This is a genomic window from Azospirillum sp. CT11-132, assembly GCF_047302835.1.
Lineage (GTDB): Bacteria > Pseudomonadota > Alphaproteobacteria > Azospirillales > Azospirillaceae > Azospirillum.
In genome coordinates, this window is the sequence record NZ_JBGLZA010000002.1 from 317,754 (window position 1) to 338,911 (window position 21,158).

The 21,158-nt window shown below is 67.4% G+C and carries 19 protein-coding genes; 15 read left to right on the top strand and 4 right to left on the bottom strand.

Annotated features, from left to right (window positions below; all coding sequences use genetic code 11):
* Positions 1 to 18: 18 nt before the first annotated feature.
* The 8 genes from ACCD06_RS03345 (at position 19) to tkt (ending at position 8,668) form a co-directional block, all read left to right on the top strand.
* Entirely contained in the window at positions 19 to 876 is an 858-nt protein-coding gene (locus tag ACCD06_RS03345; protein WP_413338776.1) for a transketolase, read from the top strand.
* Positions 873 to 1,877: a transketolase family protein gene (locus tag ACCD06_RS03350; RefSeq protein WP_413338778.1), complete on the top strand. Its 1,005-nt coding sequence runs from the start codon at positions 873 to 875 to the stop codon at positions 1,875 to 1,877. Before ACCD06_RS03345 ends, ACCD06_RS03350 begins: the two co-directional genes overlap by 4 nt.
* Positions 1,878 to 1,942: 65 nt before the next feature.
* Positions 1,943 to 2,926 (top strand): TRAP transporter substrate-binding protein, encoded by a 984-nt coding sequence (locus ACCD06_RS03355; RefSeq protein ID WP_109074147.1) that lies wholly within the window; start codon positions 1,943 to 1,945, stop codon positions 2,924 to 2,926.
* The gene (locus tag ACCD06_RS03360; protein WP_413338780.1) at positions 2,926 to 3,486 is read left to right on the top strand and encodes a TRAP transporter small permease; all 561 of its coding nucleotides are present in this window, start codon (positions 2,926 to 2,928) and stop codon (positions 3,484 to 3,486) included. Before ACCD06_RS03355 ends, ACCD06_RS03360 begins: the two co-directional genes overlap by 1 nt.
* On the top strand, positions 3,483 to 4,742 hold the full coding sequence (locus tag ACCD06_RS03365) for a TRAP transporter large permease (RefSeq protein WP_109074148.1): 1,260 nt from the start codon (positions 3,483 to 3,485) through the stop codon (positions 4,740 to 4,742). The genes ACCD06_RS03360 and ACCD06_RS03365 overlap by 4 nt, the downstream gene beginning before the upstream one ends.
* 46 nt (positions 4,743 to 4,788) lie before the next feature.
* Positions 4,789 to 5,691, top strand: coding sequence for an NAD(P)-dependent oxidoreductase (locus tag ACCD06_RS03370; RefSeq protein WP_413338783.1), 903 nt, complete (start codon positions 4,789 to 4,791; stop codon positions 5,689 to 5,691).
* Positions 5,688 to 6,647 (top strand): D-2-hydroxyacid dehydrogenase, encoded by a 960-nt coding sequence (locus ACCD06_RS03375; protein WP_413338785.1) that lies wholly within the window; start codon positions 5,688 to 5,690, stop codon positions 6,645 to 6,647. Before ACCD06_RS03370 ends, ACCD06_RS03375 begins: the two co-directional genes overlap by 4 nt.
* Positions 6,648 to 6,688: 41 nt before the next feature.
* On the top strand, positions 6,689 to 8,668 hold the full coding sequence (gene tkt / locus ACCD06_RS03380) for a transketolase (RefSeq protein WP_413338787.1): 1,980 nt from the start codon (positions 6,689 to 6,691) through the stop codon (positions 8,666 to 8,668).
* 6 nt (positions 8,669 to 8,674) lie between these two features.
* Here the strand turns inward: tkt and ACCD06_RS03385 are convergent, their stop codons facing one another.
* The 4 genes from ACCD06_RS03385 to ACCD06_RS03400 all read right to left on the bottom strand — a co-directional run bounded on the left by ACCD06_RS03385 (position 8,675) and on the right by ACCD06_RS03400 (position 11,730).
* Positions 8,675 to 10,246 carry a GMC family oxidoreductase gene (locus ACCD06_RS03385; protein WP_413338789.1) on the bottom strand — a complete coding sequence of 524 codons (1,572 nt, stop codon included), beginning with the start codon at positions 10,244 to 10,246 and terminating at the stop codon, positions 8,675 to 8,677.
* A 64-nt stretch (positions 10,247 to 10,310) separates the two neighbouring features.
* Complete coding sequence (locus ACCD06_RS03390; RefSeq protein ID WP_413338791.1) at positions 10,311 to 10,865, bottom strand: twin-arginine translocation signal domain-containing protein; 555 nt, start codon at positions 10,863 to 10,865, stop codon at positions 10,311 to 10,313.
* A 44-nt stretch (positions 10,866 to 10,909) separates the two neighbouring features.
* A complete protein-coding gene (locus ACCD06_RS03395; RefSeq protein ID WP_413338793.1) occupies positions 10,910 to 11,305 on the bottom strand; it encodes a VOC family protein in 396 nt (131 codons plus the stop codon).
* A gap of 32 nt (positions 11,306 to 11,337) precedes the next feature.
* Positions 11,338 to 11,730 (bottom strand): c-type cytochrome, encoded by a 393-nt coding sequence (locus ACCD06_RS03400; RefSeq protein WP_136703325.1) that lies wholly within the window; start codon positions 11,728 to 11,730, stop codon positions 11,338 to 11,340.
* Positions 11,731 to 12,232: 502 nt separating this feature from the next.
* On the opposite strand from ACCD06_RS03400, the gene ACCD06_RS03405 reads away from it, so the two are divergent.
* From ACCD06_RS03405 to ACCD06_RS03435, 7 genes are all read left to right on the top strand, one after another.
* The gene (locus ACCD06_RS03405; protein ID WP_413338795.1) at positions 12,233 to 13,897 is read left to right on the top strand and encodes an aromatic/alkene/methane monooxygenase hydroxylase/oxygenase subunit alpha; all 1,665 of its coding nucleotides are present in this window, start codon (positions 12,233 to 12,235) and stop codon (positions 13,895 to 13,897) included.
* 117 nt (positions 13,898 to 14,014) lie between these two features.
* Positions 14,015 to 15,073 (top strand): NADH:ubiquinone reductase (Na(+)-transporting) subunit F, encoded by a 1,059-nt coding sequence (locus ACCD06_RS03410; RefSeq protein ID WP_413338797.1) that lies wholly within the window; start codon positions 14,015 to 14,017, stop codon positions 15,071 to 15,073.
* A 32-nt stretch (positions 15,074 to 15,105) separates the two neighbouring features.
* The gene (locus ACCD06_RS03415; protein WP_413338799.1) at positions 15,106 to 16,245 is read left to right on the top strand and encodes an aromatic/alkene monooxygenase hydroxylase subunit beta; all 1,140 of its coding nucleotides are present in this window, start codon (positions 15,106 to 15,108) and stop codon (positions 16,243 to 16,245) included.
* A gap of 36 nt (positions 16,246 to 16,281) precedes the next feature.
* Positions 16,282 to 16,638, top strand: a complete 357-nt coding sequence (locus ACCD06_RS03420) for an MmoB/DmpM family protein (RefSeq protein WP_012977409.1) — start codon at positions 16,282 to 16,284, stop codon at positions 16,636 to 16,638.
* Positions 16,639 to 16,717: 79 nt separating this feature from the next.
* Positions 16,718 to 18,355: a molecular chaperone GroEL gene (locus ACCD06_RS03425; RefSeq protein WP_413338801.1), complete on the top strand. Its 1,638-nt coding sequence runs from the start codon at positions 16,718 to 16,720 to the stop codon at positions 18,353 to 18,355.
* Between the two features lie 222 nt (positions 18,356 to 18,577).
* Positions 18,578 to 20,647 (top strand): sigma-54-dependent Fis family transcriptional regulator, encoded by a 2,070-nt coding sequence (locus tag ACCD06_RS03430; RefSeq protein WP_413338803.1) that lies wholly within the window; start codon positions 18,578 to 18,580, stop codon positions 20,645 to 20,647.
* A gap of 48 nt (positions 20,648 to 20,695) precedes the next feature.
* Positions 20,696 to 21,073 carry a ribbon-helix-helix domain-containing protein gene (locus ACCD06_RS03435; RefSeq protein WP_413338805.1) on the top strand — a complete coding sequence of 126 codons (378 nt, stop codon included), beginning with the start codon at positions 20,696 to 20,698 and terminating at the stop codon, positions 21,071 to 21,073.
* The last annotated feature ends 85 nt before the right edge of the window (positions 21,074 to 21,158 follow it).

Sequence of the window (21,158 nt, forward strand, 5' to 3'; positions counted from 1 at the left end):
ATGCTGGAGACACCTTCCGTGGACACCGCACTCGACACCACCCCGCTCGGGCACAATGTGCCCTTGGCCGAACGCGCCTACCGCATCCGCCGCAACGCCCTGCTGATGGGCGAGGTGCAGGGGCAGGGCTATATCGGCCAAGCGCTGGACATCGCCGACGTGCTGGCGGTCTCCTACTTCCACGCCATGAAGTATCGCCCCGAGGACCCGCATTGGGAGGAGCGCGACCGCTTCCTGCTGTCCAACGGCCATTACGCCATCGCGCTGTACGCAGCATTGATCGAAGCCGGCATCATCCCGGCCGAAGAGCTGGAGACCTACGGCAGCGACGACAGCCGCCTGCCGATGTCGGGCATGGCCAGCTACACGCCGGGCATGGAGATGTCGGGCGGTTCGCTCGGCCTCGGCCTCAGCATCGCGGTCGGCATCGGCCTGGGGCTGAAGCGCAAGAATTCCGCTGCCCGTGTCTACACGCTGTTCTCCGACGGCGAACTGGACGAGGGATCGGTGTGGGAGGCCATCATGTCGGCCGCCCATTACAAGCTCGACAATATGATCGCCATCGTCGACGTCAACAACCAGCAGGCCGATGGGCCGTCCGGCCAAGTGATGGCGTTCGAGCCGCTGGTGGACAAGCTGGAGGCCTTCGGCTGGTTCGTCCAGCGGGTCGACGGCAACGACATGGACGCGGTGGTCGCCGCCTTCGACGCCGCCAAGTCGCACCCCGAGCCCAAGCCGCGGATGATCGTCTGCGACACCAGGATGGGCAAGGGCGTGCCCTTCCTCGAAGCCCGCGAAAAGAACCATTTCATCCGCGTCGACGCGCACGAATGGCAGCTGGCGCTGGATGCGCTCGACGCCGGGAGGACCGCATGAGCACCGCTGCAAACACCACCGCAAAGCCGCGCCTGAAGACCTCCGCCATGATTGCCTCGATCGCGGCGGAGGGGCAGCGGACCAGGCCGGCGCCCTTCGGCCATGCGCTGGTCGAACTGGCGAAGCAGCGGACCGAGATCGTCGGCATGACCGCCGACCTCGCCAAATACACCGACCTGCACATCTTCGCCCAGGCCTATCCCGACCGCTTCTATCAGATGGGCATGGCCGAGCAACTGCTGATGGGGGCCGCGTCCGGCATGGCGCATGAGGGCATGATGCCCTTCGTCACCACCTACGCCGTCTTCGCCTCGCGCCGGGCCTACGACTTCGTCCACCAGACGATCGCGGAGGAGAACCGCAACGTCAAGATCGCCTGCGCCCTGCCGGGCCTGACCTCCGGCTATGGCCCCAGCCATCAGGCGGCGGAGGATCTGGCGCTGATGCGCGCCATGCCGAACATGGTGGTGATCGATCCCTGCGACGCCCACGAGATCGAGCAGGCGGTGCCGGCCATGGCCGCGCACAACGGCCCGGTCTATATGCGGCTGCTGCGCGGCAACGTCCCGCTGGTGCTGGACGAGTACGATTACAAATTCGAACTCGGCAAGGCCAAGCTGCTGCGCGACGGCGCGGACGTGCTGGTCATCTCGTCCGGCATCATGACGATGCGGGCGCTGGAGGTGGCCAAGCTGCTGGAGGCCGACAAGGTCGGCGTCGCGGTTCTGCACGTCCCCACCATCAAGCCGCTCGACACCGAGACCATCCTGCGCGAGGCGGCACGCACCGGCCGCATGGTGGTGGTGGCGGAAAACCACACCGTCATCGGCGGTCTGGGCGAGGCGGTGGCCGGCGCCCTGCTGCGCGGCGGCGTTGCCCCGGTGTTTCGCCAGATCGGCCTGCCGGACGAGTTCCTGAAGGCCGGCGCCCTGCCGACCCTGCACGACCTCTACGGCATCTCCACCGACGCCATGGCGGCCAGCATCAAGGGATGGCTGTAAGGCGACACCCGCCCGACCCGATCACACCCGACCAACCAACAAACATCCATAGGGAGAGAGATCCGATGAAGAAGCTGCTTTTGTCGCTGGTGGTGGGCACCGCCCTGGTCGCGTCGCCGGCCGCCTGGGCCCAGCAGGTCCTGCGCCTGGCCCACAACGCGGCGCCGGGCAATCCGAAGGCGGAAGCCTCGCTGAAATTCGCGGAACTCGTCGCCAAGAAGACGGACGGCCGGGTGAAGATCGAGGTCGGCGGCAGCGCCCAGTATGGTGATGACGCCGAGGCGCTGACCAGCATGCGGCTCGGCACGCTGGCCTTCAGCGCCAATTCGCAGGGCACCGCCTCGGGCGTCGTGCCGGAATATGCCGTGCTGGGGTTGCCCTTCCTGTTCCAGTCGCTGCCGCAGGCGTGGAAGGTTCTGGACGGCCCGGTGGCGAAGAAGCTGGACGAGGCGTCGAAGGCCAAGGGGCTGGTTCTGCTGGCGATGTGGGACAACGGCATCCGCCATGTCTCCAACAACGTCCGGCCGATCACCAAGCCGGAGGATCTGGCCGGCATCAAGATCCGCACCCCGCCGGACCCGATCACGGTGGACATCTTCAAGGCTCTCGGCGCCAACCCGATGCCGCTGGCCTTCTCCGAGCTTTACATCGCGCTCCAGCAGGGCGTGGTCGACGGGCAGGAGAACCCGCTGATGAACATCTACTCGTCGAAGCTCTTCGAGGTGCAGAAATACATCTCGCTGACCGGCCACAAGTATGAATCGACCCCGCTGCTGGCCAGCAAGATCGTCTTCGACACCCTGTCGAAGGCCGATCAGAAGGCGGTGCTGGACGCGGCGGCCGAGGCCGGCAAGCTGAATCGCGAGATGTCCGCCAAGGCCGACAAGGAACTGCAGGCGAAGATGGAAGACGCCGGCGTGAAGTTCAACACGGTCGATCCGGCGCCCTTCATCGCCAAGACCAAGTCCGTCTATGACAAGTGGGAGAAGCAGTTCCCCGAACTGGTCGCCCTGGTCCGCAAGGAAGCCGCCGCCGGAGCGGCGCAGTGATGACGGTGTCCCACGAGCGGGAGCATGAGGTGGCGGGACTTCCCGCCACCCTTCTCCAGGCGGCCGACGGTGCCATCTCCGTCGTCTCCGCCGGCGTGGCGATCCTGTCCCTGATCGTGCTGTTCCTGGCGCTGGGCGCCGAGGTCGTCGTCCGTTACCTGACGACGCAAGGGCTGGGCTGGCCGTCGGAACTGCCGAACCTGCTGTTCCCCTGGCTGGTGATGGGCGGCGTGGTCCTGGCGGCGCAGAAGGGCGCGCACATCTCGGTCACTCTGCTGCTCGACCTGCTGCCCCGCCCGCTGGCCCGCGCGCTGCTGCTGGGGATGCAGGTGGTGGTGGGGGCGACCTTCTTCTACCTCGCCTACATCGGCCTCGCCGTCATCGAGATCACCGGCGCCGAGATTTACCCGGTGACGGGTGTCAGCGCCCGCTGGGCCTACCTGTCGCTGATCGCCGGCTTCGTCGGCGTCGGTCTGACCGCCGTCACCACCTTCCTGCGCCTGCTGATCGCCGAAGATCCGCGGTCCGTCCGCGCCCATGTGTCGGAGGAAGAGATATGACCGTCGTGATGGTCGCCGTCTTCGGCCTTCTCCTGCTGCTCTCCTTTCCCGTCGGCTATGCGCTGGTCATCAGCTCCGGCGCCGCGGTGATGACCATGGGGTCGGTGCCGACCGTGATCGCGGTCGTCAAGCTGTTCCAGCCGACCCAGAGCTTCCCCCTGCTGGCGATTCCCTTCTTCATCCTGTCCGGCGCGCTGATGATGAGCGGCACGCTGGGCCAGAAGCTGGTGCGTTTCGCCGCCGCCCTGGTCGGGCGCTATCCCGGCGGGTTGGCCCAGGTCACCGTCGTCGGTTCCACCATCTTCGGCGGCGTGTCCGGATCGGCGGTGGCGGAAGCTTCGGCGCTCGGGTCCATGCTGATCCCCTGGCAGAAGCGCGAAGGCTATCCGGCGGCCTTCGGCGCGGCGGCGACGGCGTCCTCGTCGGTCATCGCCGGGCTGATCCCGCCCTCGATCCCGCTGATCCTCTATGCCGCGGTGTCGAACGCCTCCATCGCCTCGCTGTTCCTCGCCGGCATCCTGCCGGGCCTGCTGCTGGCCGCCGGTATGATGGTGGTGTGCTATGTCAGCGGCCGGACCCGCAACTTCCCCCTGCTGAAGGACGGCGGTGGACTGCGGGCGCTGGCCCAGGCGACCGTTTCCGCCCTGCCGGCGCTGCTGATGCCGGCTTTCATCCTGGTGCTGCTGCGCTTCGGCATCGCCACCCCGACGGAGGTCAGCGTCGTCGCCGTCGCCTATGCGCTGCTGGTCAGCGTGCTGATCTACCGCGACCTGACCTGGAAGCGCATCCATGCCGCCCTGATGGGAACGGTGGTGACCACGGGCGTCGTCATGCTGGTGATCGCCGCGTCGAACCTCGTCGGCTATGTGCTGATCACCGAAGCGATCCCCAATGCGGTGGCCGCCTATGCGCAGACCGTGCTGCAGGAGCCGTGGCTGATCATCCTGGCGATGAACCTGATCATGCTGGTCGTCGGCATGTTCCTCGACCTGCCGGCGGCGATCCTGCTGCTGGGTCCGACCTTCGTCGCCGTCGGCGGCGCCATCGGCATGGACCCGATCCAGTTGGGCATCATGATGGCGGTCAATCTCAGCATCGGCCTGTTCACGCCGCCGATCGGCACCACGCTGTTCATCTCTGCCGCCATCTCCCGCGAGCCCATCGGCGCCATCGTGCGCGAGCTGTGGCCCTTCTATCTGGTGGCGCTGATCGTGCTGGGCCTCGTGTCCTACGTGCCGGCGACCATCCTGTACTGAGCCGGCGGCATCCAAATCTGCCGAGCAATCCAAGGATCATGACACGATGACGACAGTCGGTTTCATCGGCCTCGGTTCCATGGGGATGCCCATGGCGCGCAATCTGCTGGCGAAGGGCTTCGCCGTCCAAGGCTTCGATGTGCGGGCCGGGAGTGTCGGGACGCTGGAAGGCGTCGGTGGAAAGGGCGCCTCCAGCGCGGCGGCGGCAGCGGCCGGTGCGGACGCGCTGGTGCTGATGGTGGTCAATGCCGCGCAGGCCGACGCCGCCCTCTTCGCCGATGGCGCGCTGGAGGCACTGCCGGCCGGCGGCTCGGTGATCCTGATGGCGACCTGCCCGCCGGGCGCCGTCGCCGCCCTGGCCGAGCGGGTGGAGGCGGCGGGCCGCCGCTTCGTCGATGCGCCGGTTTCCGGAGGCGTTGTGGGCGCGGTGGCGGGAACGCTGTCGATCATGGCCGCCGCCGACACCGCGACGGTGGAGCGGGTACGCCCGATCCTGGCGGCGATGGGTGACAAGGTCTTCCATGTCGGCGAAAAGCCGGGGCAGGGGGCGACGGTCAAAACCGTCAACCAGTTGCTGTGCGGAGTCCACATCGCCGTGGTGGCGGAGGCCTTCGCGCTGGCCGCCAAGGTCGGGGTCGATCTCGACATCCTGCTGCAGATCATGAGCGGGTCGTCGGCGTCGAGCTGGATGCTGAAGGACCGCGGCCCGCGCATGCTGGAGGCGGATCCCGAGATCACCAGCGCGGTGGACATCTTCGTCAAGGATCTGGGGATCGTGCTGGAGGCCGGGCGCGACGCCAAGGCGGCGCTGCCGCTGGCCGCCGTCGCCCACCAGATGTTCCTCGCCACCTCCGGCCGCGGCGAAGGGGCGATGGACGACAGTCAGGTCATCCGCAGCTATCACGCGGTGAACGGCACCGCCGGGGGGCGGCCCGAGGGGAGGCAATGATGGAGCGCATCGTCTTCCTCGACCACGACACCATGGGGGTGGACATCGCGCTGCGCCGTCCCGCCGTTCCGCACGAGTGGAGTGAATACGGCCGCACCGCGCCGGAGCAGATCGTCGAGCGGGCGCGCGGGGCGACCGTCCTGATCGTCAACAAGGTGCCGATCCGCGCCGAAACGCTGGAGCAGCTGCCCGACCTGCGCTTCGTTGCCGTTGCCGCGACCGGAACCGACAATGTCGATGTCACCGCCTGCCGCGCACGCGGCATCGCGGTGTCGAATGTCCGCGCCTATGCCATCCACACGGTGCCGGAGCATGTCTTCGCCCTGATGCTGGCGCTGCGCCGGTCCCTGCCGGCCTACCGGGAGTCGGTGGCGGCGGGGGCGTGGCAGGCCTGTGGCCAGTTCACCCTGCTGGACCACCCGATCCGTGATCTGTACGGCTCGACGCTCGGCATCGTCGGGCGCGGCGCCATTGGGCAGGCCGTGGCAACCATCGCCCGCGCCTTCGGCATGCGCGTGCTGTTCGCCGGCCGCAAGGGGGAGGCGGCCAGCGGACCGGAGCATGTGCCGTTCGACGCGGTGCTGGCCGAAAGCGACGTGCTGACCCTGCATTGCCCGCTGACGCCCGCTACCCGCCATCTGCTGGGCGAGGCGGAGTTCGCCCGGATGACGCGCCGGCCGCTGGTCATCAACACCTCGCGCGGCGGGCTGATCGACGACATGGCGCTGGTCCATGCGCTGGAAGGCGGGTTGATCTCCGGCGCTGCCGTCGACGCCACGGCGGTGGAGCCGCCGCCGGACGACCACCCCTTCCTCCGCCTTGCCGGACGCACCGACTTCCTGCTGACGCCGCACATCGGCTGGGCCAGCGTCGAGGCGCGGCAGGCCGTCGCCGGGCAGGTCACCGCCTGCATCGAAGCCTTCGCGGCCGGGCGACCGATCAATCTGGTGACGTGACGGCGCCGCCCCGCACCATTCCGCATTCCCGAAAGGACCACATGATGACCAGCGTCGATCCGCGCCGGATGGCGAACGCGATCCGCTTTCTGTCCATGGATGCCATCGAGCGCGCGGGCGAGGGGCATCCCGGCACCCCGCTCGGCGCCGCCGACATCACGACAGCGCTCTTCACCCGGCACCTGAAGTTCAACGCCGCCGACCCGCTGTGGTTCGACCGCGACCGCTTCGTCCAGTCGAACGGCCATGGCTCGATGCTGATCTACTCGCTGCTGCATCTCAGCGGCTACGAGGCGATGACACTGGAGGAACTCAAGCGGTTCCGGGTGCTGGGGGCGCACACCGCCGGCCATCCGGAAATCCACCAGTCCTGCGGCATCGAGGTGACGACCGGCCTGTTGGGCCAGGGCATCGCCAACGCCGCCGGCATGGCGCTGGCCGAAGCCTTCCTGAACCGGCGCTTCGGCGACGGCATCGTCGATCACCGCACCTACGCGCTGGTCGGCGACGGTTGCCTGCAGGAGGGCGTGGGGCAGGAGGTCATCGCGCTCGCCGGGCATCTGCGGCTGGGCAAGCTGACCTATCTGTGGGACGACAACCGCATCACCGACGACGGCGGCATCGACCTTGCGCTGTCCGACGACATGGCCGCCCGCTTCCGCGCCAGCAACTGGCATGTGCAGGAGGTCGACGGCCACGACATCGATGCGGTGTCGGAGGCGCTGCGCCTCGCCAGGCTCGACCCGCGGCCGTCGATGATCGCCTGCACCACCAGCATCGGCCGTGGCCTGCCGCATGAGGGCCAGCGCGCCGCCCACAGCGCCCGGCTGTTCAAGGAACACACCGACGCCGCCCGCCGGGCGCTCGACTGGCCTTACGCAGCCTTTGAGATTCCCGATGATGTCCGGGCCGCCTGGCTGGAAGCCGGCCGCCGGGGTGGGGCGGAACAGCAGGCGTGGCAGGCCCGCGTTGCCGCGCTGCCCATCGAAAAGCGCCGCGAGTTGGACCGGCTGCGCGAGGGGCGGCTGCCTGACGGCTGGGCCGCTGCGCTGCATGCCTTCAAGCGCCGCATGGCGGAGAGCGGGCACAGCGACCATGGCTACAAGATCTCCGGCGACATCGTCGACCTGATGACGGAGATCATCCCGGAGATGCTGAGCGGCGCGCCGGACCTGGAGGGCGCCACCCTGCACAAGCGGCGGCTGGCCGCCTTCACCGCCGACGACCGCGCCGGCCGGTACGTCCATTACGGCGTGCGCGAGCATGCGATGGGCAGCATGCTGAACGGCATGGCCGCCCATGGCGGGGTGGTGGCGACCGGCATCACCTATCTGGCCTTCTGCGATTACGAACGCCCGGCCATTCGCATGGCGGCGCTGATGGGGCTGCCGGTCACTTTCGTGTTCAGCCACGACTCCATCGGCATCGGCACCAACGGTCCGACGCACCAGCCGGTGGAGGTGCTGGCGGCGCTGCGGGCCATTCCCAACCTGCTGGTGCTGCGACCGGCCGATGCGGTCGAGGCGGCGGAGTGCTGGGAGATCGCGCTGGAGCACCGCTCCGGCCCGACCGCGCTGGTCTTTGCCCGCCAACCGCTCGACCCCTTACGCCGCGACGGCGATGCCGGTAACCAATGCCGAAGCGGCGGTTATGTGCTGGCCGAGGCGGCGGGGGGCGAGCGCCGGGTCACCCTGCTCGCCACCGGGTCGGAGGTCGCCATCGCGTTGCAGGCCCGCGACCTGCTGCAGGCCGACGGCGTACCCACCGCCGTGGTCTCGCTGCCCTGCTGGGAGCTGTTCGAACGGCAGGATCAGGCCTATCGCCGCGCCGTCATCGACCGGTCCACCGTGCGGGTCGCCGTCGAGGCGGCGGTGGTCCAGGGGTGGGAGCGTTACATCGGCGAGGATGGCGGCTTCGTCGGCATGACCGGCTTCGGCGCGTCCGGCGCGGTGCCCGACCTCTACCGCCACTTCGGCATCACGCCGGAACGGGTGGCGGAGGAGGCGCGGGCACGGCTTTAGCGGTCCTCAGATCTCACGCTTGCCCATCTGGTCGGCGATGTAGTCGGCCTGCCGGATCGCCAGCGCGACGATGGTCAGGGTCGGGTTCTCCGACCCGCCGCTGGTGAACTGGCTCCCGTCGGACACGAACAGGTTCTTGACGTCGTGCGCCTGTCCCCATTTGTTGAGGACGCCGTCGCGGGCGTTGGCGCTCATGCGGTTGGTGCCGAGATTGTGGGTGGAGGGGTAGGGCGGGGTGTGGATGGTCCGCACCGCCCCGACCGCGTCATAGACCGCCGACCCGCGGCCATAGGCGTGGGTGCGCATGGCGATGTCGTTGGGGTGGTCGTCGAAATTGACGTTGGGGATGGGCAGGCCGAACTTGTCCTTGTCCGTCGCGTGCAGGGTGACGCGGTTGGTCTCGCGCGGCATGTCCTCCCCCACCAGCCACATGCCGGCCATATGGTCGTAGGCGTCCAGCGCCGAGCTGAAATCGCGGCCCCAGGCTCCGGGGTCGAGGAAGGCCGCCATGAAAGGAACGCCGAGCGACAGCGTTTCCATCTCGTAGCCGCCGACGAAGCCGCGGCGCGGGTCGAAGCGGGATTCGTCGCGGATGATGCCGGCCATGGTGGTGCCGCGATACATATGCACCGGCCGGTCGAACAGCGCATAGACCGAGCCGGTCATGTGCCGCATGTAGTTGCGCCCGACCTGACCGGATGAGTTCGCCAGCCCGTCCGGGAACATCGTCGAGGCCGAGTTCAGCAGCAGACGCGGGCTTTCGATCGAGTTGCCGGCGACCGCGACGATGCGGGCCTTCTGCCGGTGGATGGCGCCGGTGCTGTCGGCATAGAGCACGGCGTTCACCTTGCCCTTCGCGTCATGCTCGATCTTCAGAACCTGGGCGTCCGGCCGGACCTCCAGATTGCCGGTGGCCTCGCCCTTGGGGATCTCGGTGTAAAGGGTGGACCATTTCGCGCCCGATTTGCAGCCCTGGAAACAGAAGCCGATCTGCTGGCAGGCGCCGCGGCCGTCGCGCGGCTTGCTGTTGATCGACATGTTGCCGGTGTGGAACTCGTTGTAGCCCAGCTTCTTGGCCCCGGCCGCCAGCACCTTGTAATTGTTGTTGCCGGGCAGGCGCGGGATGCCGTTGGTGCCGGTCGTCCCCATCTTGTACTCGGCCTTGTCGTAATAGGGCTCCATCTCCGCCAGCGTCACCGGCCAGTCGAGCAGGTTGGCGCCCTCCACCTCGCCGTAGGTCGTGCGCGCCTTGAACTCGTGCTCCTGAAAGCGGAGCGAGGCGCCGGCCCAATGGATGGTGGAGCCGCCGACCGCCTTGACGATCCAGGCCGGCAGGTTGGGGAAGTCCTTCGCCACCCGCCAGCTGCCGGACGTGGTGCGCTTGTCCAGCCAGGAGATTTGCGAAAAGCTCTTCCATTCGTCATTCACGAAATCCTGGATTTCGTGACGCTTGCCGGCTTCCAGGCAGACGACCTTGATGCCCTTCTGGGCTAGTTCGTTCGACAAAGTGCCGCCGCCGGCACCCGATCCGATCACCACCACGACGCTGTCGTCGTCCATTGCGAATTTCGCGACCATGTCTCGGTCCTCCCCATTTTTCGGGCATTCAGTGGGCGTTCATTCAGGCCAGTCGGTGGTGCCGTCAGGCGTCCTTGATCCAGTCGATGTCGTCGAAGCCGCGGTGGATGTAGCCGCCATATTCGGCCGACGCCCCTTCGTAGCCGAGCTTCGCCCATACCTCCGGCTGGTTGTAGAGAGCGACCACCATGTCGCCGCGGACCTTGGCGAAGAACGGTGTGGTCTCGATGGATTTCAGCACGGCGACGCGATCCGCCTCCGCCTTGATGGCGGCGTAGGGCGTGCCGTGCAGCTTGCGCGCGGCGGCGTCGAGGGCAACCGCGCCTTCGTTGAGCTGGCCTGCCAGCGTGGCGTCCTTGGCCGCCGCCTGGTCCATCGAGGCCAGCGCCGTCTCGTAATAGGCGTCGCTCAGCCGGTCGTGCGGATAGAGGTCGCGCACCATCACCAGCAGGGTCTTGGCGGCGTCCGGCTTGATGGCGGTCAGCGCCTCGGCCCAGGCCGGGGTCGCGGTGATCGACACCATGCCGCCGGAAACCGCGCCGGCCGCCGCCATCGACGCGGCGGAGGTCTTCAGAAAATTGCGCCGGTTGAGCCGTGTCCGTTTGTCGAGAACGCGCATGATCGACGTCTCCTTCCCAAGTGGATTGTTTTTGCTGTCAAGACTCAGCGGTAGCGGCCGTGGCGTTGCAGGACCTCGGTCTTGTAGCCGTCCGGATCGGTGATGAAGAAAAAGCGGGCCAGCAGGGTGCCGCCGGGGGCGAATTCCTTCACCGGCGTCACCGGGAAACCCAGCGCGGACATGCGGGCGTGTTCGCCGTCCAGATCGTCCACCGCCACCGCCATGTGGCCATAGCCGTCGCCGTGGGTGTAGGGCGTGGTGCGGTCGTGGTTGACCGTCAGTTCCAGTTCCATGTCGTTTTCGGCGTTGCGCAGGTAGATCAGCGTGAAGCCGTCGAACCCCAGCCGCTCGGCCGGTTCCAGCCCGAAGGCCTTGGCGTAGAAGTCCAGCGACCGCTGTTCGTCGAGGACGCGCACCATCATGTGGATGATCTTGGCCATGATGTTTCCTGCGGAATCGTGGTGGGGCAGCGCTAGCCTTTGGTCTTGGCTTCCAGGAACTGGACGATGCTCTTGCGGATGGCGTCGTCGTCCTGGCGGTAGTTCATGTAGCTGCCGGGAACGAACTGGTTGGAGTTCGCCAGCCAGCGTTCCAGATGGCCGGCGTCCCAGGCGAAGCCGGCACCGCGCAGCGCATCCGAATATTCGAAGCCGTCGGCCGTGCCGGCCTTGCGGCCGATGACGCCGTAGAGCGGCGGTCCGGCGCGCGGCCCATCGTCCTTCTTCACCGAATGGCAGGTTCCGCATTGCTGCCGGAACAGCACCTCGCCATCCGCCGCCGCCGATTTCGGCGTGAAGGGCGAGAAGGGAATGGAAAGAAGGAGCAGCAACATCACCCAGCGGTGCGGCGACATCCTCGCGTGCATCGCATGCCTCATTGTTTGAAAATCCTCCCGAAGCGGGGCGCCGACACTTCGGACCAGCCGGAGCGGCGCCGTCGATGGGGTAGAGCAAGGGGCATGCCACGCCGCGGGAAACAGCTTTCGACAAGCTTGTAAGCCGGTTTTAGCCGGTCTGGCCGGTGCCGACCGTCCCAACTGTTTCATTTTGGGACATCGCGGCGCGACAGATTGTCCCGGTATGAGACAGTGCGTTATGCAAACCTTCTTTAAAATCGGCGATCCCTGGCGGCTTGGGCTTTTGGCACGCCGGTTGCTTTATGAGGTCGGCGATGCGGCTGCCCTGGTTCGGCGGCCGTAAGCGGCCTGAAACCGGCGGACTGTTGCCGCCGCGCTGCCGACAAAGGCCGGTCCGGCCGACTTCGCCCTTCAGACTGCCGAGGTCCCTTCGCCCGGCATCTGCGGCCGACCCGATCCTTCAGGCCCCGACCATCGGAACACCATCATCAAAATCATGGGGAGAGACGACATGCCGGATGGATTGACGCTGAACAAGATCACCAGCCAGAAAGGCATCGGCATCACCGAGGCTGCGCGCCGGGTCGCCGATCTCGGCTGGACGCCGTCCTACGTCAAGGAGGCGATGAGCTTCCCGACCGACTACAAGATCTCCAAGGCGCCGCGCGACCCGATGAAGCAGGTCCTGCGCTCCTACTTTCCGATGCAGGAGGAAAAGGACAATCGCGTCTATGGCGCGCTGGACGCGGCGCTGCGCGGCGACATGTTCCGCAATGTCGAGCCGCGCTGGATCGAATGGATGAAGCTGTTCCTGGCGATCATCCCCTTCCCCGAGATCTCGGCGGCGCGGTCGATGGCGACCCTGGGCCAGCTGGCGCCCGGCGACGACCTGCGCACCGGCTTCACCATGCAGATGATCGACGAGTTCCGGCACTCGACGATCCAGATGAACCTCAAGAAATGGTACATGGAGAACTACATCGACCCGGCCGGGTTCGACATCACCGAGAAGGCGTTCGGCAAATGCTATGCCACCACCATCGGCCGGCAGTTCGGTGAGGCCTTCCTGACCGGCGACGCCATCACCGCGTCGAACATCTACCTGCAGGTCGTGGCGGAGACCGCCTTCACCAACACGCTGTTCGTCGCCATGCCGTCGGAAGCGGCGCGCAACGGCGACTATGCCCTGCCCACCGTCTTCCTGTCGGTCCAGAGCGACGAATCCCGCCACATCGGCAACGGCCATTCCATGCTGATGTCGGTGCTGAAGGAGCCGGACAACCACATGCTGCTGGAACGCGACATCCGCTATTCCTTCTGGCAGAACCACATGATCGTCGATGCCGCCATCGGCACGATCATCGAATACGGCACCAAGCACCGCGACAAGAACAAGGAATCCTACGCCGAGCTGTGGCACCGCTGGATCTTCGAGGATTATTACCGCACCTACATGCTGCCGCTGGAGAAGTACGGCATCAAGATCCACCATGACGACGTTCACGAAGCCTTCGACAGCATCGTCAAGAAGAATTACGTCCACAAGATTGCGCAGTTCTTCTCCGCCGGCTGGTGGGCCAATTTCTGGCGCATCGAGGCGATGACCGAACGCGACTTCGAATGGTTCGAAAGCAAGTATCCGGGCTGGTACGACGAGTTCGGTGTCTGGTGGGAGAATTACGCCAAGCTCAGCAAGCCCGGCAGCGTGCCGATCACCTTCGCCGACACCGGCTACGTCTATCCGCACCGCTGCTGGTCGAGCCTGGTGCCCTGCGTCATCCGCGAGGATTTCCAGGTCGATGAGGTGGACGGCGAGCTTTACACCTACGCCTCCGAAGTCGACCGCTGGACCCACAAGGAGGCCTTCGCCGCCGAATACCAGGGCCGTCCGACCCCGGCGATGGGCCGCTTCTCCGGCCGGCGCCAGTGGGAGGAGGTCTATGACGGCTGGGACCTCGCCGACGCCATCCAGGACATGGGATTCGTCCGTCCCGACGGGAAGACGCTGGTCGCCCAGCCGCACCTGTCCTTCGAGGAGAAGGACATGTGGACGCTGGACCATGTGCGCGGCCACACCATCCGCAGTCCGCTGCTGGCTCTGCGCGAAATGACGCCGCAACAGCGTCAGGCGCATGTCGAGGAATACCGCAAGGGCTTCAAGATCCGCCGGGTCTGATCCCCCGCCTATTCACTCGGGCCCGCCCCCTTTTCCGGCCCCCTTTCCGGCTGGAGAGGGGGAACGGGAGCCCATGCGGACATCACAGGCGGACATCACCGCGGAGATCGACAGACCATGACCGCACAAGCGCTGCACAACAGTCCGGCCGTCCACACGGTGCGGCTGGAGCCGGTCGGCATCGAAATGGAGGTTGCGGAGGGGGAAACCATCCTCGACGCGGCCTTCCGCCAGGGCGTCTCGCTGATGCATGGCTGCAAGGAGGGGCAATGCTCCGCCTGCAAATGCCTGCTGATCGACGGCGACGTGGAGATGCTGAAATACTCCACCTTCGCGCTCTCCGATCCGGAGCGTGACAGCAACCACATCCTGCTTTGCCGTTCGCTGGCCTACAGCGACGTGGCGGTGGAACTGCTGAACTATGACGAGGATCTGCTGTCCCGCTCCATCCCGGTGAAGGACTTCAACGCGCGGTTGGCGGCGGTGGAGCCGCTGACCCACGACATCGTCGCCATCGCGCTGGAGCTGGACCAGCCGATGAAGTTCTGGGCCGGGCAATATGTCGACATCACGCTGCCCGGCATCGGCCTCACCCGCTCCTTCTCGATGGGCAACCCGCCGGCGGACGGCAGCCGGTTGGAGTTCATCATCAAGAAATACCCGGACGGCGCCTTTTCCCGCCAGCTGGACGGCGGCCTGTCGGTCGGCGACCGGGTGACCGTCCGCGGCCCCTACGGCACCTGCTTCCGCCGCGAGGGGCGGGACGGGCCGATGATCCTGGTCGGCGGCGGGTCGGGCATGGCGCCGCTGCTGTCGATCCTGCGCGATCAGGCGGCCAGCGGCGAGACGCGGCCGGTTCGCTTCTTCTACGGCGCCCGCAGCCGCCGGGACCTGTTCCACCTCGACCAGTTCGAGGAATTCGCCCGCAACCTGCCGGACTTCGCCTTCATTCCCGCCCTGTCGCATGCCGAGGAGGGCGACGGTTGGACCGGCGAGACCGGCTTCATCCACGAGGTGCTGCGCCGGCACCTGTCCGACATGGCGGAGGTGGAGGAGGCCGACGTCTTCTCCTGCGGGCCGCCGCCGATGATCGACGCGGTGCTGCCGGTCCTGCAAATGGCCGGCGTCGATTCCGCGCGCGTCTATTTCGACAAATTCACCCCCGCCACCCGCTGAGCCGGGATTTTGCAAATACGGGAGGAAAGACGATGACCATGCAGGAAACCACATCCGCCGCCGCCGGGGCCAAGGCCTTTCCGGGCTCCGACAGCCGCCGCTACAACTACTTCGAACCGAAGGGCCGCAAGGCGACCCATTACGAGGACGTGACGGTCGACGTCCAACCCGATCCGGAGCGCTATCTGCTCCAGAACTGGATCATCTCCTTCGGCGACGGCACGCCCACCTATTCCAAGGACTGGACCGCGCTGAAATGCACGGATTGGCACGGCTTCCGCGCGCCCGATCAGGAATGGGAACGCACCCATTACCAGCGCCAGTCGACCATCGTCGGCATGATCCAGAACGTGGTGGAGAACGCACGCCGCGCCGGTGCGCCCCAGCGCTTCGACAAGGCCTGGGTCGCCGTGCTGCAGAACCATGTCGGCGCCTTCAAGCATGCCGAATATGGGCTGGGCACCGCGCTGATGCGGGCGCAGCGCTACGGCTACACCCAGATGGTCAACAACGCCATCCTGACCAACGCCTCCTACAAGCTGCGCTTCGCCCAGGATCTGACGCTCTATCTGGCCGAGGTCGGCAGCGACATCGGCGGGTTCGATCTCGACGCCGGCAAGGCGCACTGGCTGGACGACCCGATCTGGCAGCCCTGCCGCGAGGCAGTGGAGCATATCCGCGCCGCCACCGATTTCCTGGAGCAGTATTTCGCCGTCAACCTCGTCTTCGAGCCGCTGGTGGGCGAGCTGTTCCGCAGCGGCTTCGTCATGCAGGTCGCCGCGGCGCAGAACGACTTCTCCACCCCGTCGGTGATCTCGGCGGCGGAGGCCGACTATGAACGGAACCTCGCCAATGCGGTGGAGCTGTTCGCCCTGCTGCTGCGCGACCCGGCGCATGGCGAGGACAACCGGACCATGCTGCAGAGCTGGTTCACCCACCACGGCGGGCTGGCGGTGAAGGCGGCGTTGCAGTTGCAGCCGCTGTGGTCGCTGCCGCGGGTCAAGGCCGCGAGCTTCACGGACGCCTTCGAGCGGGCGCGCAACCGCGTCGCCGCCATCGGGCGCGAGATCGGCATCGACGCCGACCTGCCGGCCCTGCCGCCGGTCGAGGTCGGGCAGCCGGCCGCCGAGGCTGCCGTTACCGCTCCGGTCACCGACGCCGCGGCCGAGTGATCCTTCCCGCATCTCCGCCACAAGAGGACGAAAACCATGAGCGTCACCACCGTGCAGCAGCTTTTCAAGCCGCTGAAGGACATCACCCAGGACGGCACCATCTCCCACCAGTGCGGCGTGACGATGAACGACAGCGTCGAGGCGCGCTGCATCGCCGAGGTGATGGAGAGCAAGCCGGGCATCACCGTCACCTATCTGCCGGCGATGATCCGCATCGACGGCGAGGGCAAGATCGAGTTCAGGATGAGCGAGATCGGCGAGGCTCTCGGCCGCGAGATGACTCCGCACATCTTCGAGATCTCCACCTCCACCCACTATGGCCGCATGGTCATGATCGACGAGGACACTGTCGTCCTCTTCGGCAACATGGATGACGCGCTGGCCTACGAGTGATGCGTGAAATCTCCCTCTCCCCCCGGGGAGAGGGGATCTTTTCAAATCCGCAAAATCAACAATGGGAGGGGACCAGACCATGCCGAAGATGATGCTGCACCGTGCCGAGGCGCGGGCTGCGCTTGCCCGTGGGGTGGGCAAGCTGGCGTTGGCGGTGCGCGGCACGCTGGGGCCGAAGGGGACGAACGCGATCATCGACCGCCCCATCGGTACGCCGATGATCTCCCGCGACGGCGTCAGCATCGCCGCCGAGATCGAGCTGCCCTGCCGCTTCGAGAATATGGGCGCCCAGGTGGTGCGCGAGGTGTCGAAGCAGACCAACGACGTGGCCGGCGACGGCACCACCACCGCAACCGTGTTGGCCGACGCGCTGATCCAGGACGGCGTCGCCGTGCTCGCCGATGGCCATGGCTCGGTCGAACTGGTGGATGGGATGGAGCGCGCCTGCGGCTTCGTCGTCGATCACCTCCGCGGCATGGCCCGGCCGCTGGAGCGCGATGCGCAGCTGGAGCAGGTGGCGACCGTCGCGGCGACCGATCCGGCGCTGGGCCGGCTGGTGGCGGATGCGTTGCGCCGGGTGGGGACGGAGGGTGTGATCGACATCGAATACGGCCAGCCGGGGGCGCCGACGGCGCTGCATGTGCTGGAGGGCATGGTGCTCGACCGCGGCTTCCTGTCCCATCACATGGCGACGGAGCCGACCGGCCAGACCGCGGTGCTGGAACGGCCCCGCATCTTGATGACCGACCACAAGATCGCCGATCCGGAACCGCTCCTGCGCCTGATCGACCGCATCGTCGACAAGCGTCCCCTGCTGGTCGTCGCCGACAGCGTGGCGCCGGAGGTGGTGGCGGCGCTGATGGCGCTGCGCCGCGACGGACGCGCCACGGTGGTGGCGATCAACCCGCCGGAATTCGGACATTGGCGTCAGGCGATGATGGAGGACATCGCGATCCTGACCGGCGGGCGCGTGATCGCCCGCGACCTCGGCGGACGCCTCGACAGCGTGACGGTGGAGGATCTGGGGGGCGCCGACCGCATCGAGGTGTCGGCCGGCCGCACCACCCTCCTGCGCGGCCATGGCGATCCGGACGCGCTGGCCGCCCGCCGTGCCCTGGTGCAGCGCCAATGGGAGGAAGCGCCGCCCAACATCGAGCGGGACAAGCTGTCCCAGCGGCTGGCGAAGCTGACGCACGGCACCGCCCTGATCGAGGTCGGCGGCGCCACGCCGGTGGAGCAGAAGCGCACCGCCCAGCTTCTGGAGGATTCGCTCGCCGCCGCCCGCGCGGCTTTGGCGGAAGGGGTGGTGCCGGGCGGCGGCACCGCGCTCGCTCGCGCCGCCCCGCTGCTCGACCGGTTGGCCGGGGATGTGGGCGAGGGCGAGCGCGCCGGGGTGAAGCTGGTGCAGCGGGCGATGCTGCAGCCCGTGATCTGCATCGCCGAGAATGGCGGACTGGACGGAGCCGGCGTCGCCGCCCGGATTGCCGAGCTTCCCGACGGCTCCGGCTTCGACGCCCGCACCGGCCGCTTCGGCGACCTGTTCGCCGCCGGGATCATCGATCCGGTCAAGGTCACCACGCTGGCATTGCTGAACGCGGTGTCGGTCGCCAAGCTGATCCTGACCACCCACACCCTGGTCGCCGACATCCCCGACGACGTCGATCCCACCGCCGGCCCGGCGCGTGGCGGCGGGATGGAGCGGTACGGGCGCAGCTGATCCCGCCTTGCCGCGGCGGCTGACCTCCACCTTCGGGGAAAAACACAGGAAAAAGGCCATAGAGTATTCCGCTACTACCGCTCCCGCTTAAGTCCGGCTTATAATTTCCTACACAAACAATCGTGGATGCGGAGTACTTCAGGGCGAGTCTCCGCACCCCGTTTAAGGACAATCGGCGCTACGGGAAATCCGCGAAAGACGCCGGGAAGCAGGGAGGGGACTGTGTTGGCCAACGAACAGGTCGGTATCGGCCGTCTGGCCGTTGCTTCGTCCGGTCCGGCGTTCCATGCGCTGGTGGACGGCGAAACGGCGACGATGAAGGCGTGGGAGGATTTCGTTTCCGGGTCCCGGCGGGAGAATCTGCCGGTCCGCGACGTGGTCATCCGATCCTGGGCGCGCTGCCAGAGCTTCCTGGTCGATGCGCGGGCGGATGCGGCGCCTGTGGTCGGCAGCGACCTTGTCGAGGCTCTGCGTCGCGACAACCGCGATCTCCTGCAGGCCGCCGCCACGACCCTGGCGGAGGCGGCGAACCTGCTGGCCGGAACGCGGACGGTGATGCTGATCACCGATGCCAACGGCGTGGTGCTGGAGGCCGCCGGCGACCGCGCGACGATGAACGCGGCCCGCGACATCAGCCTGGCCTGCGGCGGCCAGTGGGGCGAAACCTGCGCCGGCACCAACGGCATCGGCACCGCACTGGCCTCCAAGCAGCCGGTGCTGGTCCAGTCGGCGGAGCATTACTGCGCCGGCATCAAGGGGTGGAGTTGCGCCGGCGCGCCGATCCACGACCCGGTCGACGGATCGGTCGTCGGGCTGCTCGACATCTCCGGCCTGAAACAGAGCTTCAGCGGGCAGGCGCTGGCGCTGGCCGTGGTTGCCGCCCGGCAGGTGGAATGGAACCTCGCCCGCCAGACGGAGGCGGAGCATGTGCGGCTTCTGGAAGCCTGCCTGGAAGACAGCCAGAAATACGCCGGGGAGGGGTTGATCGCGCTGGATGCGCGTGGGCGTCTTCTCTTCGCCAGCCGCAAGGCGGCGCATCTGCTGAAGGCGAGCCTCGGATCGGAGCTGCCGCCGCTGAACCGGGGGACGAAGCTGCCCCTTGTCGGATTGGACGGCGCCGCCGGCGGCCGGCTGCCGGTTCCGTCCGATTGGGTCCGTCCGCTGATGCTGGACGGCGAGCGGCGCGGAACGCTGCTGGTCATTCCCGGTTCGGCGCCGTCCCGCCCCTCCGCCGGGCGCCGGGCGGTGCCGGACGAGTCCGACCACAGCCGCTGCCGCTTCGCCGACATCGTCGGGGCCAGCGACAGCCTGCGGGCCGTGATCGGGCAGGGGGAGCGTCTGGCGCCGCTGCCGGTCCCGATCCTGATCGAGGGCGAGACCGGCGTCGGCAAGGAGTTGTTCGCACGCGCCATCCACGGCCACAGCGCGGTGGCCGGCGGTCCCTTCGTGCCGTTCAATTGCGGCGCGGTGTCGCGCGAGATGCTGGGCAGCGAGCTGTTCGGTTATGTGCGCGGCGCCTTCACCGGCGCGGCGGCGGAGGGGCGGATCGGCCGTTTCGAACTGGCGGACGGCGGCACGCTGTGCCTGGACGAGATCGGCGAACTGCCGCTCGACCTTCAGCCCTATCTGCTGCGGGTGCTGGAGGAGGGGGTGCTGTACCGCATCGGCGACAATGTTCCGCGCCGGGTGTCGGTGCGGCTGCTGGCCATGACCAACCGGAACCTGCGCCACGAGGTCGCCGCCGGCCGGTTCCGCCGCGACCTGTACCACCGGCTTGCCGTGACGGCCCTGCGGGTGCCGCCCTTGCGCGAGCGGCATGGCGACGTTCCGCGCCTGATCTCCCACTTCAACGGCGTGCTGGCGGAGCGGCATGGCCGCGCCCCCGTCTGTTTCACCGCCGCGGCGTTGGACCTGCTGCAAGGACACGACTGGCCGGGTAATGTGCGGGAACTGCGCAACGTGGTCGAACGCGCGATTCTGCTGTCCACCGGCGGAACCGTCGATGTTCGTGATCTTCCGGATGAGCTGCGTGATGCCTGCGGTGGCGTGGAGGCCGGTGGGTGGCCTTCGCCCTATCCGGCGGTCGCTGGGCCTGCCATGCCAATCCAGACACCGGCTGGAGCCGCCCCCATGTCGCTCACGGTCACCGAACAGCGGACGATCGAGGATGTGATCGCCGCCACCGGCGGGAACCTGTCGGATGCCGCGGCGGTGCTGGGGATTTCACGCAGCACCCTGTATCGCAAGATGAGCCAGCACGGCATCCAGCGAAACGTGGTTCGCCGGGGATGAGCTGGATTCGATGTGCGACAGGTCCATCGTTGGAAGGAGGATCGGCGCATGTGCCAAATCTTTGTCAACACCGACCCGATCCTGTACGAGGCCCGATCGCGCTCCGTCCGCATCCACGGGATGGTGACCAGCATCCGGCTGGAGAACCTGTTCTGGAACGTCCTGGCCGGCATCGCCGCCGAACAGGGAATCACGACCAACCGCCTGATCGTCACACTCTATGACGAGGTCATGGAGGTGCATGGCAGCGTCCAGAACCTCGCCTCCTTCCTGCGGGTGAGCTGCGTGCGCTATCTGACCCTGACCCCCGAAGCGGCGACGCGCGGCGTTGCCGGGGGGATCAGCACCTCCGATCCCGCACCGGGCGGCGACGGGGCGTCCGTCGTCGCCTTCCCTGCCGATCGCCAAGTCTCCGCCAAATCGTGACGGCAATCGTGACGGCGGCGCAGTCCGAATTCTGACCAGTTGGACTGCGCCGGCCACCGAAGCCGAACCCAGCCTGCACCCGATT

What these genes read in the sequence shown, in the direction of transcription:
- ACCD06_RS03350 (WP_413338778.1), top strand. Translation starts at nt 873, where the DNA reads ATGAGCACCGCTGCAAACACCACCGCAAAGCCGCGCCTGAAGACCTCC.
- ACCD06_RS03355 (WP_109074147.1), top strand. Translation starts at nt 1,943, where the DNA reads ATGAAGAAGCTGCTTTTGTCGCTGGTGGTGGGCACCGCCCTGGTCGCG.
- ACCD06_RS03360 (WP_413338780.1), top strand. Translation starts at nt 2,926, where the DNA reads ATGACGGTGTCCCACGAGCGGGAGCATGAGGTGGCGGGACTTCCCGCC.
- ACCD06_RS03365 (WP_109074148.1), top strand. Translation starts at nt 3,483, where the DNA reads ATGACCGTCGTGATGGTCGCCGTCTTCGGCCTTCTCCTGCTGCTCTCC.
- ACCD06_RS03370 (WP_413338783.1), top strand. Translation starts at nt 4,789, where the DNA reads ATGACGACAGTCGGTTTCATCGGCCTCGGTTCCATGGGGATGCCCATG.
- ACCD06_RS03375 (WP_413338785.1), top strand. Translation starts at nt 5,688, where the DNA reads ATGATGGAGCGCATCGTCTTCCTCGACCACGACACCATGGGGGTGGAC.
- tkt (WP_413338787.1), top strand. Translation starts at nt 6,689, where the DNA reads ATGATGACCAGCGTCGATCCGCGCCGGATGGCGAACGCGATCCGCTTT.
- ACCD06_RS03385 (WP_413338789.1), bottom strand. Translation starts at nt 10,246, where the DNA reads ATGGTCGCGAAATTCGCAATGGACGACGACAGCGTCGTGGTGGTGATC.
- ACCD06_RS03390 (WP_413338791.1), bottom strand. Translation starts at nt 10,865, where the DNA reads ATGCGCGTTCTCGACAAACGGACACGGCTCAACCGGCGCAATTTTCTG.
- ACCD06_RS03395 (WP_413338793.1), bottom strand. Translation starts at nt 11,305, where the DNA reads ATGGCCAAGATCATCCACATGATGGTGCGCGTCCTCGACGAACAGCGG.
- ACCD06_RS03400 (WP_136703325.1), bottom strand. Translation starts at nt 11,730, where the DNA reads ATGCACGCGAGGATGTCGCCGCACCGCTGGGTGATGTTGCTGCTCCTT.
- ACCD06_RS03405 (WP_413338795.1), top strand. Translation starts at nt 12,233, where the DNA reads ATGCCGGATGGATTGACGCTGAACAAGATCACCAGCCAGAAAGGCATC.
- ACCD06_RS03410 (WP_413338797.1), top strand. Translation starts at nt 14,015, where the DNA reads ATGACCGCACAAGCGCTGCACAACAGTCCGGCCGTCCACACGGTGCGG.
- ACCD06_RS03415 (WP_413338799.1), top strand. Translation starts at nt 15,106, where the DNA reads ATGACCATGCAGGAAACCACATCCGCCGCCGCCGGGGCCAAGGCCTTT.
- ACCD06_RS03420 (WP_012977409.1), top strand. Translation starts at nt 16,282, where the DNA reads ATGAGCGTCACCACCGTGCAGCAGCTTTTCAAGCCGCTGAAGGACATC.
- ACCD06_RS03425 (WP_413338801.1), top strand. Translation starts at nt 16,718, where the DNA reads ATGCCGAAGATGATGCTGCACCGTGCCGAGGCGCGGGCTGCGCTTGCC.
- ACCD06_RS03435 (WP_413338805.1), top strand. Translation starts at nt 20,696, where the DNA reads ATGTGCCAAATCTTTGTCAACACCGACCCGATCCTGTACGAGGCCCGA.